Annotated in this window: 11 protein-coding genes; 6 read left to right on the forward strand and 5 right to left on the reverse strand. The window is 72.2% G+C overall.

The genetic code is table 11. From position 1 onward, the window contains the following. Positions 1 to 235: 235 nt before the first annotated feature. Entirely contained in the window at positions 236 to 2,647 is a 2,412-nt protein-coding gene (locus tag DA075_RS16015; RefSeq protein WP_099954076.1) for an EAL domain-containing protein, read from the forward strand. 18 nt (positions 2,648 to 2,665) lie between these two features. Here the strand turns inward: DA075_RS16015 and DA075_RS16020 are convergent, their stop codons facing one another. Beyond that, entirely contained in the window at positions 2,666 to 4,015 is a 1,350-nt protein-coding gene (locus DA075_RS16020; RefSeq protein WP_099954077.1) for an NAD(P)H-dependent oxidoreductase, read from the reverse strand. Between the two features lie 122 nt (positions 4,016 to 4,137). On the opposite strand from DA075_RS16020, the gene DA075_RS16025 reads away from it, so the two are divergent. Continuing rightward, entirely contained in the window at positions 4,138 to 4,578 is a 441-nt protein-coding gene (locus DA075_RS16025) for a bleomycin resistance protein (protein ID WP_099954078.1), read from the forward strand. 259 nt (positions 4,579 to 4,837) lie between these two features. Here the strand turns inward: DA075_RS16025 and DA075_RS16030 are convergent, their stop codons facing one another. Continuing rightward, complete coding sequence (locus DA075_RS16030) at positions 4,838 to 6,751, reverse strand: potassium transporter Kup (protein WP_232388584.1); 1,914 nt, start codon at positions 6,749 to 6,751, stop codon at positions 4,838 to 4,840. A gap of 224 nt (positions 6,752 to 6,975) precedes the next feature. Beyond that, complete coding sequence (locus DA075_RS16035; RefSeq protein ID WP_099954080.1) at positions 6,976 to 7,878, reverse strand: beta-keto acid cleavage family enzyme; 903 nt, start codon at positions 7,876 to 7,878, stop codon at positions 6,976 to 6,978. Positions 7,879 to 7,988: 110 nt separating this feature from the next. Here DA075_RS16035 and DA075_RS16040 point away from each other — a divergent pair, with 110 nt between their 5' ends. Together DA075_RS16040 and DA075_RS16045 are read left to right on the forward strand one after the other, a co-directional pair. Further along, the gene (locus DA075_RS16040; RefSeq protein ID WP_099954081.1) at positions 7,989 to 8,939 is read left to right on the forward strand and encodes an acetamidase/formamidase family protein; all 951 of its coding nucleotides are present in this window, start codon (positions 7,989 to 7,991) and stop codon (positions 8,937 to 8,939) included. 4 nt (positions 8,940 to 8,943) lie between these two features. Further along, on the forward strand, positions 8,944 to 9,567 hold the full coding sequence (locus DA075_RS16045; protein WP_099954082.1) for a flavin reductase family protein: 624 nt from the start codon (positions 8,944 to 8,946) through the stop codon (positions 9,565 to 9,567). Positions 9,568 to 9,654: 87 nt separating this feature from the next. On the opposite strand, the gene DA075_RS16050 is transcribed toward DA075_RS16045, so the two are convergent. After that, on the reverse strand, positions 9,655 to 10,326 hold the full coding sequence (locus DA075_RS16050; protein ID WP_099954083.1) for an RraA family protein: 672 nt from the start codon (positions 10,324 to 10,326) through the stop codon (positions 9,655 to 9,657). A 128-nt stretch (positions 10,327 to 10,454) separates the two neighbouring features. Here DA075_RS16050 and DA075_RS16055 point away from each other — a divergent pair, with 128 nt between their 5' ends. Together DA075_RS16055 and DA075_RS16060 are read left to right on the forward strand one after the other, a co-directional pair. Further along, positions 10,455 to 11,273, forward strand: a complete 819-nt coding sequence (locus DA075_RS16055) for an SDR family NAD(P)-dependent oxidoreductase (RefSeq protein ID WP_099954084.1) — start codon at positions 10,455 to 10,457, stop codon at positions 11,271 to 11,273. Then, positions 11,270 to 12,064, forward strand: a complete 795-nt coding sequence (locus DA075_RS16060; protein WP_420813053.1) for a 2-keto-4-pentenoate hydratase — start codon at positions 11,270 to 11,272, stop codon at positions 12,062 to 12,064. The genes DA075_RS16055 and DA075_RS16060 overlap by 4 nt, the downstream gene beginning before the upstream one ends. A 165-nt stretch (positions 12,065 to 12,229) precedes the next feature. Here the strand turns inward: DA075_RS16060 and DA075_RS16065 are convergent, their stop codons facing one another. Next, positions 12,230 to 14,611 carry a methyl-accepting chemotaxis protein gene (locus DA075_RS16065; RefSeq protein WP_099954085.1) on the reverse strand — a complete coding sequence of 794 codons (2,382 nt, stop codon included), beginning with the start codon at positions 14,609 to 14,611 and terminating at the stop codon, positions 12,230 to 12,232. Between the last annotated feature and the right edge of the window lie 80 nt (positions 14,612 to 14,691).

The raw sequence follows: 14,691 nt of genomic DNA on the forward strand, positions 1-14,691 counted from the left end.
AATGGTTTTCGGCCAGGATCGTCGGTCAGGATTCGTCGACAAGGGCCTCCGGCGCCGGATGTCCCGCACCGACCGGTGCGCGAGTAAGGACGATGTCAATCTGTCCGTGCGATCCCGGGACCCGGGATCTTGGAGCGGAGACGGGAAGCGCGATACGGTCCGTTGCCGCGGCGACATCCCATGCAGCCGGTCGTGACGGCCGGCATCGACGCAGGACACCATCGAGGTCGCCCGCATGCAGAAGCCCAAGCCGAGCCTCGGCCTCCTCGGCGACCTGCTCGACGGCCTCGACATCGGCCTGTGCGTGTTCGACGCCGAGGACCGGGCGCTCGCCTGGAACCAGACCTTCCTGTACCTCTTCCCCGAGCATGACGGGTTCGTCCATGTCGGCGAGCATTACCGCGAGAACCTGCTGCGGTTCTATCGCACCCGCCTGAACTCCGACGAGCTGCGCTACATCGAGGAATACGTCGCGAGCGGGATCGCCCGCCACCAGGCCCAGACCCGGCCGTTCGAGTTCGAGCATCGCGGCACCTGGCTGCAGGTCTCGGCCCAGACCATCCCGGGCCTCGGCCGGATGCGGCTGTGGCGCCAGATCACCCGGGAGGCCGGATCGTCTCCGGGCCGCGGCACCGCGGAGACGCGCACCGGGGCGCCGGACGGCATCGCGGCGGCGAATGCCGACGGGCGCATCGTCTCGGCCAACTGGCAGTTCGGCCAGCTCTACGGCCTGCCCCCGGGCGAGGCCGCGGGCCTGACCCTCGAGGCGGTGGTGGCCCGGGCGTGGCAGGATGCCGACGATGCCGCGCCGGACCAGCTCCTGGCGCAGTTACGCGAAGCCCAGCGTTTCACGGGGGCGCCGTTCGAGGTGCCGCTGCCCGGCGAGCGCTGGATCCGGGTGATCGAGCGGGTGCGCGAGGGCGGGGCGCGCACCGGCTTCCACTTCGACATCAGCGCGCTCAAGCGCGAGCAGGCGGCGCTCAGGGCCGAAGGGGCCGAGGCCCGGCGCAGCGCGAGCCTTTTCCGCGGCATCATCGAGCACGCGCCCGCCGGGATGCTGGTGGTCGGTGCCGAAGGCCGGCTGGTCGAGGCGAACCGTGCCTTCCGGTCCGCCCTCGGCGACGGAGCGGACCCGGTCGGCCGGCCGCTCGCCGCCCTCGTCCTGCCGGAGGATGCCGGCGTGCTGGCGGAGATGCTGGCGCAGGTGTCGGCCCTGGCGGCCGGGGATCGCGGGCCGGCGGTGCGCGAGATGCGCTTGCCGCGCGCGGACGGGAGCCCGATGTGGGCCCGGGTCTCGGCGGTGCGCCTGCACCTGCCGCCGGACCCGGTCTCGACCCTGCTCCAGGTCGAGGACATCACCGCCCGGCGCGAGGCCGAGCGGCAGATCGCCCACATGGCGCGCCACGACGCCCTCACCGACCTGCCGAACCGCACCCTGTTCCGCGACCGGCTCGACGCGCTGCTCAGGCAGGGGGCCGGGGCGATCCTGTGGCTCGACCTCGACCGGTTCAAGGTGGTCAACGACACGCTCGGCCATGCCGCCGGCGACACGCTCCTGTGCGAGGTCGCCCGGCGCATGCGGGCCGCCCTCGGCCCCCGCGACACCGTCGCGCGGCTCGGCGGCGACGAGTTCGCGGTGCTCCTCGAGGACGGCGACCCGCTGGCGGCGTCGCAGGCCGCCGCCCGCCTGATCGAGGCGATGCAGGAGCCCTTCACCGTCGCCGGCCGGTCGATGCATGTCGGCGTCAGCATCGGCGTCGTGCTCGCCCCCTGCCACGGGGCCGATGCCGATACCCTGATGGCCCGGGCCGACCGGGCGCTCTACAGCGCCAAGGCCGCCGGCCGCAGCACCTTCCGGCTCTACGACCCGGACATGGACGCGGCGCTCGCCGAGCAGCACGGCCTCGAGCTCGACCTGCGCCTCGGCCTCGAGCGCGGCGAGTTCGAGCTGCATTACCAGCCGATCGTCACGGCGGCCGAGCGGCGGCTCGTCTGCCGCGAGGCGCTGGTGCGCTGGCGCCACCCGACCCGCGGCCTGGTGCCGCCGGCCGCCTTCATCCCGCTCGCCGAGGCGACCGGCCTGATCGGCCGGCTCGGGACCTGGATCCTGCGTCGGGCCTGCCGCGATGCGGCCGCCTGGACCGACGGCGCCCGGGTCGCCGTCAACGTCTCGGCCGCGCAGGTGCGGCACGGGGCCCTGGTCGCCGCCGTCCAGTCCTCGTTGCGCGAATCGGGCTTAAGCGCGGACCGGCTCGAGATCGAGATCACCGAGAGCCTGCTGATCGACGGCGGCGAAGCCGCCGACCTGCTGCTCGCCCTGCGCCGCCTCGGGGTGCGCAGCGCGCTCGACGATTTCGGCACCGGCTACTCGTCCCTCAGCTACCTGCGCCGCTTTCCCTTCGACAAGATCAAGATCGACCGCTCCTTCATCGCCGACATCGCCGACCCCGACACCGCCTCGATCGTGCGCGCGGTGGTCGGCATCGCGGCCCAGCTCGGCGCGACGGTCACCGCCGAGGGCGTCGAGACCGAGGCGCAGCTCGCGGCGGTGCAGCAGGCGGGGTGCACGGAAGCCCAAGGCTACCTGTTCGGCCGGCCGGTGCCCCTGGGCGAGGGGCACGGGGAGGATGTGCGGGCCGGGGGGTGACCGCGCCGGCCCGTCGCGTCACCCCGACTCGCCCCGGAACACCTCCTCCATCTCGCGCCGGAAGCGGATCGCCGGGTCGTCGGCCGAGAACGAGACGTCGTCCCAGGAGACCGGCCGGCCGGCGGCGACCGGGCGGGTGAGGGTGAGGCCGTGGGCGAGCCCGATCGGCAGGCCGCCGGCCTTGAGCGAGTCCGCCGCCGGCATCAGCCTTCCGTAGACGGTGTAGCCCCCCTCCCCGTCCAGGCGCTCGCCGGCCTCGAGGTCGCGCTTGGCCGTCGCCACCACGTCGCCGGAGAAGCCCCTTGTGGCGCCGGTCGGCTCGCCCCTGACCGCGATGCTGGCGACCGAGAGCCCGAGCTCGAGCCCGATCAGGTGATAGGGCTTGTACATCGCGCTGTAGCGCCCGCTCGGGTCGGTCTTCAGGCCGTACTCCGAGAAGCACTTGCGGACGTAGTCGGACGGCGCCTCGAAGGTGGCGTAGACGCCCCAGCGCAGATCGCGGAAGACCGGGCGGCCGTCGCGCTCGAGCGACGACACCACCTCGACCGTCCCGTCCACCGGCAGGATGCCGCCGGCGGATTCCGGCCGCAGCAGGGTCGGCAGGTCATCGACGCCGCAAGCCGGGAAGGCGAGGCCGGCGGGCGGCGGCGTCAGGTCGCAGGCATTGGCCACCGCCGCCATCTCCAGCGCCGACTTGGTGCCGTCGAGGAAGGAGTTGAACATCTGCGGGTTGAAGTCGCCGCCGGCGACCTGCGCCTCGGTGAAGCCGTAATGGCCCCAGACCGTGTCGGGGGTCGAGGCGTGGTAGACCGGCAGGTACTTCGTGCCCTTGCCGGCGCAGACCACCCGGAAGCCCGCCGTGCGGGCCCAGTCGACGATCTCGGCGATGAGCGCCGGCTGGTCGCCATAGGCGAAGGAATAGACGATGCCGGCCTCCGCCGCCCGGCGGGCGATCAGCGGTCCGGCGAGCGCGTCGGCCTCGACGTTGACCATCACGATGTGGCGCCGGTGGCGGCAGCAGGCCAGCGCGTGGCGGATGCCGGCGCCCGGATGGCCGGTCGCCTCGACGATCACCTCGATGCCGTCGGCGGCGATCAGGGCTTCGGCATCGTCGGTGAGGAAGGTCGTCCCCTGGCGCATCGCCTCGGCGATGCTCCTCGCCTCCGAGCGCTCCGCCGGCCAGCCGACCCGGGCGAGGGCGGCCTTCGCCCGCTGCGGATCGAGATCGGCGATGCCGACGACGTGCAGCCCCGGCGTGCGCGGCGCCTGCGACAGGAACATCGAGCCGAACTTGCCGGCGCCGATCACCCCGATCCGCACCGGATGGCCGGCTTCCGCCCGCGCCGCGAGCTTGTGGTACAGGCTCATGTCCCCTCCCCTTGGGGCCTTTTCGGCCGCCAGGTTGATCTTTCGGCGCTCAGCGGGCGCCGTTGCGTGAACCGTCGGGGATCGGCAGCATAAGGTCAACCGGAGCCGGGATAGGAACGGGCATGACGGATACGCTTACCCGCGCGACGCTGGTTCCGGAACTCGTGGTCGCCGACCTCGCCGCGAGTTTGCGGTTCTGGATCGACCTGATCGGCTTCCGGGTCGCCTACGACCGGCCGGAGAACAACTTCGCCTATCTCGACCGCGACGGGGCGCAGGTGATGCTGAACCAGTACAACCCGTCCGCCCGGCACTGGCTGACCGGCCCGATGGAGCGTCCCTTCGGCCGCGGGATCAACCTCCAGATCGAGGTCGCGTCGGTGGAGCCGATCCTGGCGCGGCTGGAGGAAGCCGGGTGGCCGCTGTTCATGGCGGTCGAGGATGCGTGGTACCGGGCCGGCGCCATCGAGGTCGGGCAGCGCCAGTTCCTGGTGCAGGATCCGGACGGCTACCTGCTGCGCCTCGGCGCGAAGCTGGGGGAGCGGCCGGCGGGTGAGCGATAGACGGTTCGAGCCTCTTTCGAGCCATCCAACGGGCGGTTTTCATGCTCACCACGTCATTTCGGGCTCCGCTCTCGCGGCCCGGGAATGACGCGGCGGGTATCAATTCTGTCGAGGGAGACGAGCGGGCCGGACGCGCCCCCTCATACCGCCGCGCCTTCGAACGGACTCGTTCGAAGGCGCTGGCTAAGCCCGAACGGGCGCCGGCGCTGATGCGCCGGACGCTTTCGCATCGACGTGTCGATGCGAAAGCGCGATGGTATCAGATCTCGATCTCCGTCCCCACCTCCACCACCTGCCGGGTCGGCACGCAGAAGAAGGCGCCGGTGCGCTCGCCGTTGCGCATCATGAAGGCGAACAGGGCCTCGCGCCACGCCGCCATGCCCTTGTGGTCGCGCTTGGGGATCACGGTCTCGTGGCCGACGAAGACCGTGACGTCCTCGACGAAGTCGGCCGGCAGGCCGCGATGGGCCACCGCGCAGGCCAGCCCCTCCGGGATCGAGGCGTCCTCCATGAAGCCGTAGCGCAAGGTCACGCGGTAGAGGTCGGGGGCGATCCGGGTCACCTCGGCGCGCTCGGCTTCCGGCACCACCGGCAGCTCCTCGTAGAGGGCGGTGACGATGGTGCAGCGGGACGGCAAAGCGTGGCTGCGCTCCAGGAAGCGGGTCATGTGGAGCGGGATGCCCTTGGTGGCCGCCGACAGGAACGCCGCCGCGCCGGGCAGGCGGATCGGCGGGTCGTCGCGAAGGCGCGCCAGGAACACCGCCTCGTCCTGGCGGGCGCCGGCCCGGTAGGCCTCGATCAGCCGGGTGCCCTGGAGCCAGGTCAGCATCGTCACGGCGACGATGGCGGTGAGCACCAGGGGATACCAGCCGCCCTCGAACACCTTCACGCTGTTGGCCGCCAGGAACACGAGGTCGATCACCAGGAACAGCCCGTTGACCAGGAGGATGAGGAGCAGGTTGTAGCCCCAGCGCCGGGCGATCAGGGCGGCGAGCAGGGTCGTGATCGCCATCAGGAGCGAGACCGCGATGCCGTAGGCGCCGGCGAGCGCGTCCGAGGTCTCGAAGATCAGGACGGCGCTCAGGGTCGCGGCGGCGAGCAGCCAGTTCACCACCGGTACGTAGATCTGGCCGCGCTCCTCGCGCGCGGTGTGGACGATGCGGATATAGGGCAGGAAGCCGAGCTGGACCGCCTGCTGGGTCAGCGAGAACACGCCCGAGATGATCGCCTGCGAGGCGATGACGGTGGCGAGCGTGGCGAGCCCGATCAGCGGGTAATGCGCCCAGTCGGGGCTCAGGCGGTAGAATGGGTTCTCGATCGCGTCGGGCTCGGCGAGCAGCACCGCTCCTTGTCCGAAATAGTTGATGACCAAAGCCGGCAGCACCAGGCCGAACCAGGCGAGCCGGATCGGCCGGGCGCCGAAATGGCCGAGATCGGCGTACATCGCCTCGCCGCCGGTCACCGCCAGGAAGGCGGCGCCGAGCATCGCGAAGCTGATCCGCCAGCCCGCATGGGTGAGGAAGTCGACGGCCTTCAACGGGTTGAGGGCGCCGAGGATCTGCGGCGATTGCAGGATGCCGCCCAAGCCCAGCAGGGCCAGGATGAAGAACCACGCCAGCATCACCGGGCCGAAGATCCGCCCGATGAAGGCCGCGCCCTTGCTCTGGATCAGGAACAGCCCGACCAGGATCACGAGCGTGATCGGCACCACCGCATGGGCGAGGCCCGGCGCCTCGACCTTCAGGCCCTCGACGGCGCTGAGCACCGAGATCGCCGGCGTGATCGCCCCGTCGCCGTAGAGGAGCGCGGCGCCGACGAGGCCGACGATGAGGAGCAAGCCGGCCCAGCTGCGCGGCTCGGCGTGGCGGGCGCCGAGCAGCGCCAGCATCGCCACGATGCCGCCCTCGCCGTGGTTGTCGGCCCGCAGGATCAGCACCGCATACTTGAGCGAGACCACGATGAGGAGCGCCCAGAGGATCAGCGACACCGCGCCGATCACCGCGGCCGGCTCGGCCTGGCCGTGGCCGGCCGCCCGCACCGCCTCCTTGAAGGCGTAGAGCGGGCTCGTGCCGATATCGCCATAGACGACCCCGAGGGCGCCCAGCAGCAGGGCGGGCTTCAGGCGCCGGGCCGGCTCCCGCGCGGCTGCCTGCGATGACGTATCCTCGTCCACCGTCGCGAGCTGACCCACGGGCGCCTCCACCGGCAGGCCCGGGCTCGCTGCCCCTCTGCCGCGTCTAGGAACGCGGATCTCCCCGTCGGGCTCCGCCGGGCTCATGGCTTAGGACGAAGACGCTATGCCTTGACGACAGGTCTTCTGGCGACCGGCAGGCCCCAGGATGAGGTCGCGGGCGGGACGACGCATCCTGACGACCGGGCTGATCCTGGCCGGGCGCGTCACCGCTGCGAGCCCGGCGGCGAGGCCTCCCCGTCCCGCAAGGCCAGGTCCCGCCGCACCGCCTCCGCCCCCACCACCTGCCCCCCGGCCGCCTCGATCGCCTGCCGCGCCGCCGCGACCCAGTCCCGGTTGCCCCGCCGGCTCCCCCACGGCGCATCCTCCAGCCCGACCCGGACATGGCCGCACCGCGTCACCGCCGCCGGCACCAGCGGCAGGATGTCGACGCCGAGGCCCGCCACCATCCAGGGCGCGCCCGGCGCGCATTCGGCCAGCAGCGCCAGATGCGCGGCGAGATAGGCCGGCCGCGGCGGAAACCCCCAGGCGAACTCGTCGGAGAACATGAAGCGATAGACCGGCACCGGCGGGCGCGGCTCCAGGGCCGCGAGGGCCGCGCCCAGGCGGGTGAAGCCCGGCTCGTAGATGGCGTAGCCCGGGCGGATGCGGTGGGTGCGGGCAATCCGCAGGCCCTCGCGGATATCGGCCATCGGGTTCTGGTAGAGGAAGCCGCTCTCCTCGGCCGAGGCCTCGTCGTAGCGCAGGAAGGTGGTCGAGCCGGGATCGCACACCGCCCACTCGATCAGGCCGCGCCGGGCCAGCTCCTCGGTATGGGCGTAGCGCTTCGCCGCGCTCGCGGCGTAGTCCGATCCGGCGAGCGGGATCGTCGGGTAGACGATCACGTCGGCCTTCGCGCGGATGCCCTCGATGATGCGGGCATAGGTTTCCCAGGCATCGTTCTGGCGCCCGGTCTCCGGATCGTAGGCGTGGACGTGGACGATCGCCGCCCCTTCCGCGGCCGCCGCGAGCCCGTCCGCCACCACCTCGTCGACGGTGATCGGGATGCCGGGCTGGCGCTCGCGCCCCCACGGCCCGTTCAGGGCCGCCTCGATCCAGATCTCCGCCATGACGGGCCTCCCGCGATTGTGAGGGCATCATGCGCTGCCTGCGCGCCGATGTCTTCCGTGTCGGCTCGGCTCTTGCAGTCTCCGAAGAGCTAACGCCCTCGGGAGGATCCATGCCGACGCACCACGAGATCCCCGCCACGCCCGACACGATGGTGCTGGGCTATTTCGACGCCGCCCTGACGCCGGTGCTGACGGTGGAATCCGGCGACACCGTCACGCTGCATTCCCACCCGGCCGGCGGGCGCGCGACGCTCCACCCCGATCCCTCCCGCCATCCGGCCGATTACCTCGCCGCCCTTGACGCGCTCTCGCCCGGGATCGGCCCGCACTTCGTCACCGGGCCGGTCCATGTCCGCGGCGCGAGGCCGGGCGACGTGCTGCAGGTCGACATCCTCGACCTCAAGCTCCGGATGGATTGGGGCTTCGTCGCGATCATGCCGCTGCTCGGCACCCTGCCGGACGAGTTTACGGATTACGAGACGATCCACCCGGACATCGACGCAGGCCGCGGCGTGGCGGTGCTGCCCTGGGGCACGGAACTGCCGCTCGACCCGTTCTTCGGCATCCTCGCCACGGCACCGCCGCCGTCCTGGGGCCGGGTGACCTCGCCGGTGCCGCGCCGCTTCGGCGGCAACATGGACAACAAGGAGTTGAAGACCGGCACCACCCTCTACCTGCCGGTCTTTACCGAGGGCGCGGGCTTCTTTGCCGGCGACGGCCACGGCGTGCAGGGCGACGGCGAGGTCTGCATCACCGCGCTCGAGACCGGCCTGACCGGCACGTTCCGGCTCACGGTCCGCAAGGACCTCGCCTACGACTGGCCCTTCGCCGAGACGCCGACCGACCTGATGTCCATCGGCCTGCACGAGAGCCTGGACGAGGCGATGCGCCAGGCGGTGCGCGAGATGATCCGCCACGTCTGTGCCCGCACTCGCCTCACCCGCAACCAGGCCTACATGTTGTGCTCGCTCGCCGGCAACCTGCGCATCACGCAGACGGTCGACGGCAACAAGGGAGTCCATATGCTGCTGCCGAAAGCTGCGCTTCCCGGGACGCGGTGAGCGCATGGACCTGCGCCTCGACGACCTCCCGCCCCGCGACCGCTACCGGCTGCTCACCGCCCTGGTGACGCCGCGGCCGATCGCCCTCGTGACCACGCGCTCGGCCGGCGGCATCGACAATGCGGCGCCGATCAGCTTCTTCCAGGTGCTTGCCGAGGAGCCGCCGATCGTCGCCTTGAGCTTCAACCTGCGCTCCGACGGCACCCTGAAGGACACGCCCCGCAACATTGCCGAGACGGGCGAGTTCGTGGTCAACCTCGTCGACGAAGCGCTGGTCCCGGCGATGAATCTCTGCGCCGCCGAGTTCCCTCGAGGAGAAAGCGAGATCGCGGCGGCGGGGCTGACGCTCCTGCCCTGCACCGGCGTGGCGCCGGGGCGGATCGCCGAGGCGCCGGCGAGCCTCGGCTGCCGCACCCACACGGTGATCGACCTCTCGCCCGAGCGCCGGATCGTGCTCGGGCAGGTGGTGTCGCTGCAGGCGAGGGACGAGCTCTTCACTCCGGACGGGCGCCATCTGCGCGACGGCGCCTTCCTGCCGGTCGCCCGGCTCTACGGCGACCTCTACGCCCGCACCGGGGACCGCTTCGCGGTGCCCCGGGTCACGCCGGAGGAGGTGAAGGGGCGCTGAGCAGAGCTGCCTAGGGCAACTCTGCTCAGCTCGTCGGTTTCGCATCATTTTCGCCGCCGAACCGGTGACCAGTTCGGCGAATGATGCTCAGCCCCTGACCGCGTCCGGCACCCCGAACACCGCGAGCGTGCTCTCCCCGGCGGAGAGCCGCTTCTCCCAGCCGATCTCGGCCTGGGCCCGCTCCTCGGCCTTGGCGATCAGGCCCTCGGCCGCCTCGCGCGGGATCACCACGACCCCGTCGTCGTCGCCGAGGATCAGGTCGCGCGGGCGGACCGGGGCGCCGCCGATCGTGACGGGCGCGTCGACCGTGCCGCCCTCCTTCGAGGCCGGGCCGCGGGCGGTGACGTGGCGGGTGAACACCGCGAAGTCGCTCCAGCCGCCGAGGATGCCGGTGTCGCGCACGGCAGCATCGGCCAGCAAACCGACGATGCCCTTGCGCCGCGCCGCGGTGGAGAGGAGGTCGCCGATCATCGCGACGTCGCCGCGCCCGCCGGCATCGATCACCACCACGTCGCCGGCTTGCGCCACCGCGATGGCGTGGTGCACCGCACCGTAATCCTTCGGATCGCAGAGGGCGGTGACGGCGCTGCCGAGCAGCACCGGGCCTCCGGCGATGCGCCGCAGCGGCCGGATCGCCGGGTCGACCTGGGTCCGGCCCTCCAGGAGGTCGACCACCACCGCCACCGGCACGGCGGCAAAGCGCGCGATCAGGTCGGCGGACAGGCGGGGCGGGGTCTCGGCGATGATGCGGGTCGGCATGGCGTCTCCTCGTCGGGCCCGGCCGTCTTCGCTTTGCGGCCGGTCGCCGATCTCTATAGGCTGGTCGGCAACGCGCCGACAGGCGCGACGGAAGAATGGCCTCGACGAGGGGCGCAGGGAGGAACGACATGGCGGAGGGCGGGAGCGCCCCGGGCTCGCGGCGGCTCGAGGGCAAGGTGGCATTGCTGTTCGGTGCCGGCTCGGTGGGGCCGGGCTGGGGCAACGGCAAGGCCGCGGCGGTGACCTTCGCGCGCCACGGCGCCCGGGTGGTCTGCGTCGACCTGCGGCGCGAGGCGGCGGAGGAGACGGCCGAGATCATCCGGCGCGAGGACGGCGCCGCCACGGCGGCGGCTTGCGACGCCACCGATTCGGCCGCGGTCGCGGCGCTCGTCGCCGAGGTGATGGCGGCGCAAGGCCGCATCGACGTGCTGCACAACAATATCGGCTACGCGCAGATGGGCGGTCCGGTCGAGCTGAGCGAGGCCGACTGGCACCGCACCCTCGACCTCAACCTCACCACCTGCTTCCTCACCTGCAAGCACGTGCTGCCGCACATGCTGGCGCAGCGCGCGGGCAGCATCGTCAACATCTCGTCGGCGGCGGCGATCCGCTACACCGGCTATCCGTACGCGGCCTATTACGCCGCCAAGGCCGCAGTGAACAACTTCACCCTCGGGCTGGCGCTGCAATACGCGAAGGACGGGATCCGGGTGAACGCGATCATGCCCGGGCTGATGAATACGCCGCTGATCCACCAGCAGATCTCCGGCCAGTACCAGGATTCCGACGAGATGGTGCGCGCCCGCGACGCCGCCTGCCCGATGGGCCGGATGGGCACCGCCTGGGACGTCGCCAACGCGGCCCTGTTCCTGGCCTCCGACGAGGCCGCCTACATCACCGGCGTGGCGCTCCCCGTCGATGGCGGCCTGACCGGGAGGGTCGCGTGAGCCTGCAAACTCCGTCCTTGCAAACGACATCCGACCTGCTCTGGCGCCACTGGCGCGAGGGCCGCCTGCTCGCCGCCCTGCCGCCGGATCTCGCCCCCGCCGACCGCGGGCACGCCTACCGGATCCAGGCGCTCCTGGAGCCGCGCAGCGCCGCGCCGCTCTACGGCTGGAAGATCGCCGCGACGAGCCTCGCCGGCCAGCGCCATATCGGCGCCGACGGGCCCTTGGCCGGGCGGCTCCTCGCCGAGCAGGTGCTGCCGGCGGACGCGGCCGTGCCGCTCGCCGGCAACCAGATGCGGGTGGCCGAGCCCGAGGTGGCATTCCGGATGGGCGCCGACCTGCCGCCGAGGCGGGAGCCCTACACGGTCGAGGAGGTGATGGCGGCGGTGGAAGCGGCCCATCCGGCGATCGAGTTCCCGGATTCGCGGTTGGAGGCCTTCGAGAGGGCCGGCGAGGCGGCCTTGATCGCCGACAATGCCTGCGCCCACCTCTTCGTCCTCGGCCCCGAGGCGCCCGAGGGCTGGCGCGCCATCGACCTCGCCGCCATGCCGACCCGGATCAGCGCCGAGGGGAGAACGCCCCATGAGGGCCGCGGCGGCAACGCCCTCGACGATCCGCGCCTCGCCCTGACTTGGCTGGCCAACGCCCTGTCGGGTCAGGGGATCACCCTGCGCGCCGGGGCGGTCGTGACCACCGGCACCACCACGGTGCCGCTGCCGGTCGGGCCGGGGGACGTGGTGCGGGCGGAGCTGGGGGGATTGGGCGAGATGACGGTGCGGGTCGGGTCCTGACCCGTCTCGCGGGGACGCTTCGTCGGGCTCGCGGTCAGGACCGGCGAAGGGGCGAGCGGCCCGCCGGTCCGTCCCGGCATTCCGACATGCAGCGAGGGGGCGGACGGGGCTCACCCCGTCCGCCCCCTTCGTTTGGTTTCGCGTCCGAGCGGGAGCGGTCGGGGTTCAGGCCGCCTTCACCCCATTCAGGAACTCCGCCACCTCGCGCTCCAGCTCCCCGGCGTAGCGGCCGAGCCGATCCGCGGCGCCGAGCACCTCGGCCGCGGCTGCGCCCGTGCTGCCGGCCTCGCGCTGCACCGCCACGATGCCGGTCGTCACCACCTGCGTCCCCTGCGCCGCGTGCTGGACGTTGCGGGCGATCTCCTGGGTCGCCGAGCCCTGCTGGTCGACGGCGCCGGCCACGCCCTCGGCGATCTCCGACATCCGCTCGATCACCCCGGAGATGTCCCGGATCGCCTGCACGACGCCGCCGGTGGTCTCCTGGATGTGGCCGATCTGCTGGGCGATCTCGGCGGTGGCGCGGCTCGTCTGGCTCGCCAGGTCCTTGACCTCGGCCGCCACCACCGCGAAGCCGCGTCCCGCCTCGCCGGCCCGGGCCGCCTCGATCGTGGCGTTGAGGGCCAGCAGGTTGGTCTGGGAGGCGATCGAGGAGATCAGCGCCACGATGTCGCCGATCTGGTCGGCGGACTTCACCAGGCGCTGCACCGTCTCGTCGGTCCGGCGGGCCTGGTCGACCGCGTCGCGGGCGATGTCCGACGACTGCGCCACCTGGGCGGCGATGCCGCCGATCGAGACCGAAAGCTCCTCGCTCGCCGCCGCCACCATCTGGACGTTGGCGAGCGTCTGCTCGGCGGCGCCCGCCACCTCGGCCGAGCGGCCGTTGGTGGTCTCGGCGGCCCGGGTCATCGTCCGGGCGGTCGTCTCCATGCCGGCGGCGGCCTCGGCCAGGGTCTCGGTCATTGCCACCACGTTGGCCTCGAAGGAGCGGGTCACGGCCTCGAGCCGCGCGGCCCGCTCGGCCTTGGCGGCGGTCTCGGCCGCCGCCGCCCGGTCGGCCGCGTCCTTGGCGAGCAGCGCCTCGCGGAACACCTGCACGGTGCCCGCCATGGCGCCGATCTCGTCGCGGCGGCCTTGCGCCGGGACCTGGGTGGCGAGGTCGCCTCCGGCCAGCGCCCGCATCGCTCCCGAGAGCTGGTCGATCGGCCGGGTGATGCCGCGCCCGATCAGGAGGGCGAGCGCCGCCCCGATGGCGCAGGCGAGGCCGACGCCGCCGGCGAGCAGCCACAGCGCCCGGTTGCGCTCGGCGGTGAGCTGGGCGAGCTCGCTCGCGCCGATGCCCTGCGCAGCCGAGACCAGCTCGGCCGAGCGCCGGTCGAGATCGGCGAAGATCGCGGCTTGCGCCTCGTTGGCCTTCACGATGTCCGGGATGCTGTCCTTGAACGCGCGCACCTTGGCGCCGAGGTCGCGCAGCACGGCCTGGGCGGCGGAATCGATGTCGCCGTACAGGATCGTCTCGGCTTGATCGATCAGTGCGGCGGCGGTCACGTCGAGGGCCTTGGCGGCCTCGGCGTCGCGGGCCAGGATCAGGCGCTGCTCCAGCCTCTCGGCCTCCTTGGCGGCGCTGATCGCCTTGCCGCTGGCGACGAGCAGGCTCGTGCCCGAGGCGACCTTGTCCTGCTGCTGGCGTAGACTCACCTGGGCGGCGGTCTGGGCGTTGTTCTGCGCCTGCTCGATCTGGCGCAGGCCGACGATCAGGCTGCCGAACACGGAGGAGAGTTCGGCCCCGCGCTCCGCCTTGCCGCCCGGCCCGATCGGCTCGTCGAGCTTGGCGTGGTAGGCGTCGATCGCGGTCTGCGCCGGCTCGACGGCCTCGGTCGAGGTCATGGCGCCGAGGCGCCGGATCAGCACCGCGACGGAATTGACCTTCGATTCCATCTCCATCCGACCCTCGTCGCCGTCGCCGGCGAGGTAGCCGACCTGCAGTACCTGCATCTCGAGCGCCGAGCGGATCGCGAAGGCCACGACGACGGCGGTGTTGGTGGCGGTCTTCTGGTCGGCCAGCGCCCGCTCCAGGTCCTTGCCGGCCTGGGCGAGCTGCGTCTCCTGCGCCGCGCCGATGCCGGCCACGTTCGTCTGCAGCTCCGCGATCAGGGCGGCGTGGCGGTCCTGCAACGCCCGCGTCGTCGCCTTCTGCGTGCCGAACGCCTTCACGGCCGCCTCGAACCCGTCGAGGGCGCCGACGATGCCGGCGGCCGACGATGCGGCCTGCGGGTCGTCCGCGAGGCGGCCCGAGAAGGCGCCGGCGCTGGCCCGCACCCGGCCGATCGCCGCCCGGAGCGCGTCGTCCCGGCGCGCCTCGTCGCTCTTGAGGGCGCGGTCGGTGGCGAGCGCGAGATCCCCGATCTCGCCCGCCAGCATCTGCGCCGCGTTGGCCGTGTCGACCCGCCGGGCGAAACCCGTCAGGCTGTGCCACCCGATCGCTGCAACCGCGACCGTCAGCAGGAGGATGAGACCGAACCCCCCGAATACGCGCGCCCTGATGGACATTCTCTCGTATCTCCTCGTCGGGGGCACGATAATGAGAGGTTCTGAAGCAATTCCTACTATATTTATACAACCTTTGGTTG

It is taken from the genome of Methylobacterium currus, assembly GCF_003058325.1.
In the GTDB taxonomy this organism is placed as follows: Bacteria; Pseudomonadota; Alphaproteobacteria; order Rhizobiales; family Beijerinckiaceae; genus Methylobacterium; species Methylobacterium currus.

What these genes read in the sequence shown, in the direction of transcription:
- DA075_RS16025 (WP_099954078.1), top strand. Translation starts at nt 4,138, where the DNA reads ATGACGGATACGCTTACCCGCGCGACGCTGGTTCCGGAACTCGTGGTC.
- DA075_RS16055 (WP_099954084.1), top strand. Translation starts at nt 10,455, where the DNA reads ATGGCGGAGGGCGGGAGCGCCCCGGGCTCGCGGCGGCTCGAGGGCAAG.
- DA075_RS16040 (WP_099954081.1), top strand. Translation starts at nt 7,989, where the DNA reads ATGCCGACGCACCACGAGATCCCCGCCACGCCCGACACGATGGTGCTG.
- DA075_RS16050 (WP_099954083.1), bottom strand. Translation starts at nt 10,326, where the DNA reads ATGCCGACCCGCATCATCGCCGAGACCCCGCCCCGCCTGTCCGCCGAC.
- DA075_RS16035 (WP_099954080.1), bottom strand. Translation starts at nt 7,878, where the DNA reads ATGGCGGAGATCTGGATCGAGGCGGCCCTGAACGGGCCGTGGGGGCGC.
- DA075_RS16065 (WP_099954085.1), bottom strand. Translation starts at nt 14,611, where the DNA reads ATGTCCATCAGGGCGCGCGTATTCGGGGGGTTCGGTCTCATCCTCCTG.
- DA075_RS16020 (WP_099954077.1), bottom strand. Translation starts at nt 4,015, where the DNA reads ATGAGCCTGTACCACAAGCTCGCGGCGCGGGCGGAAGCCGGCCATCCG.
- DA075_RS16015 (WP_099954076.1), top strand. Translation starts at nt 236, where the DNA reads ATGCAGAAGCCCAAGCCGAGCCTCGGCCTCCTCGGCGACCTGCTCGAC.
- DA075_RS16045 (WP_099954082.1), top strand. Translation starts at nt 8,944, where the DNA reads ATGGACCTGCGCCTCGACGACCTCCCGCCCCGCGACCGCTACCGGCTG.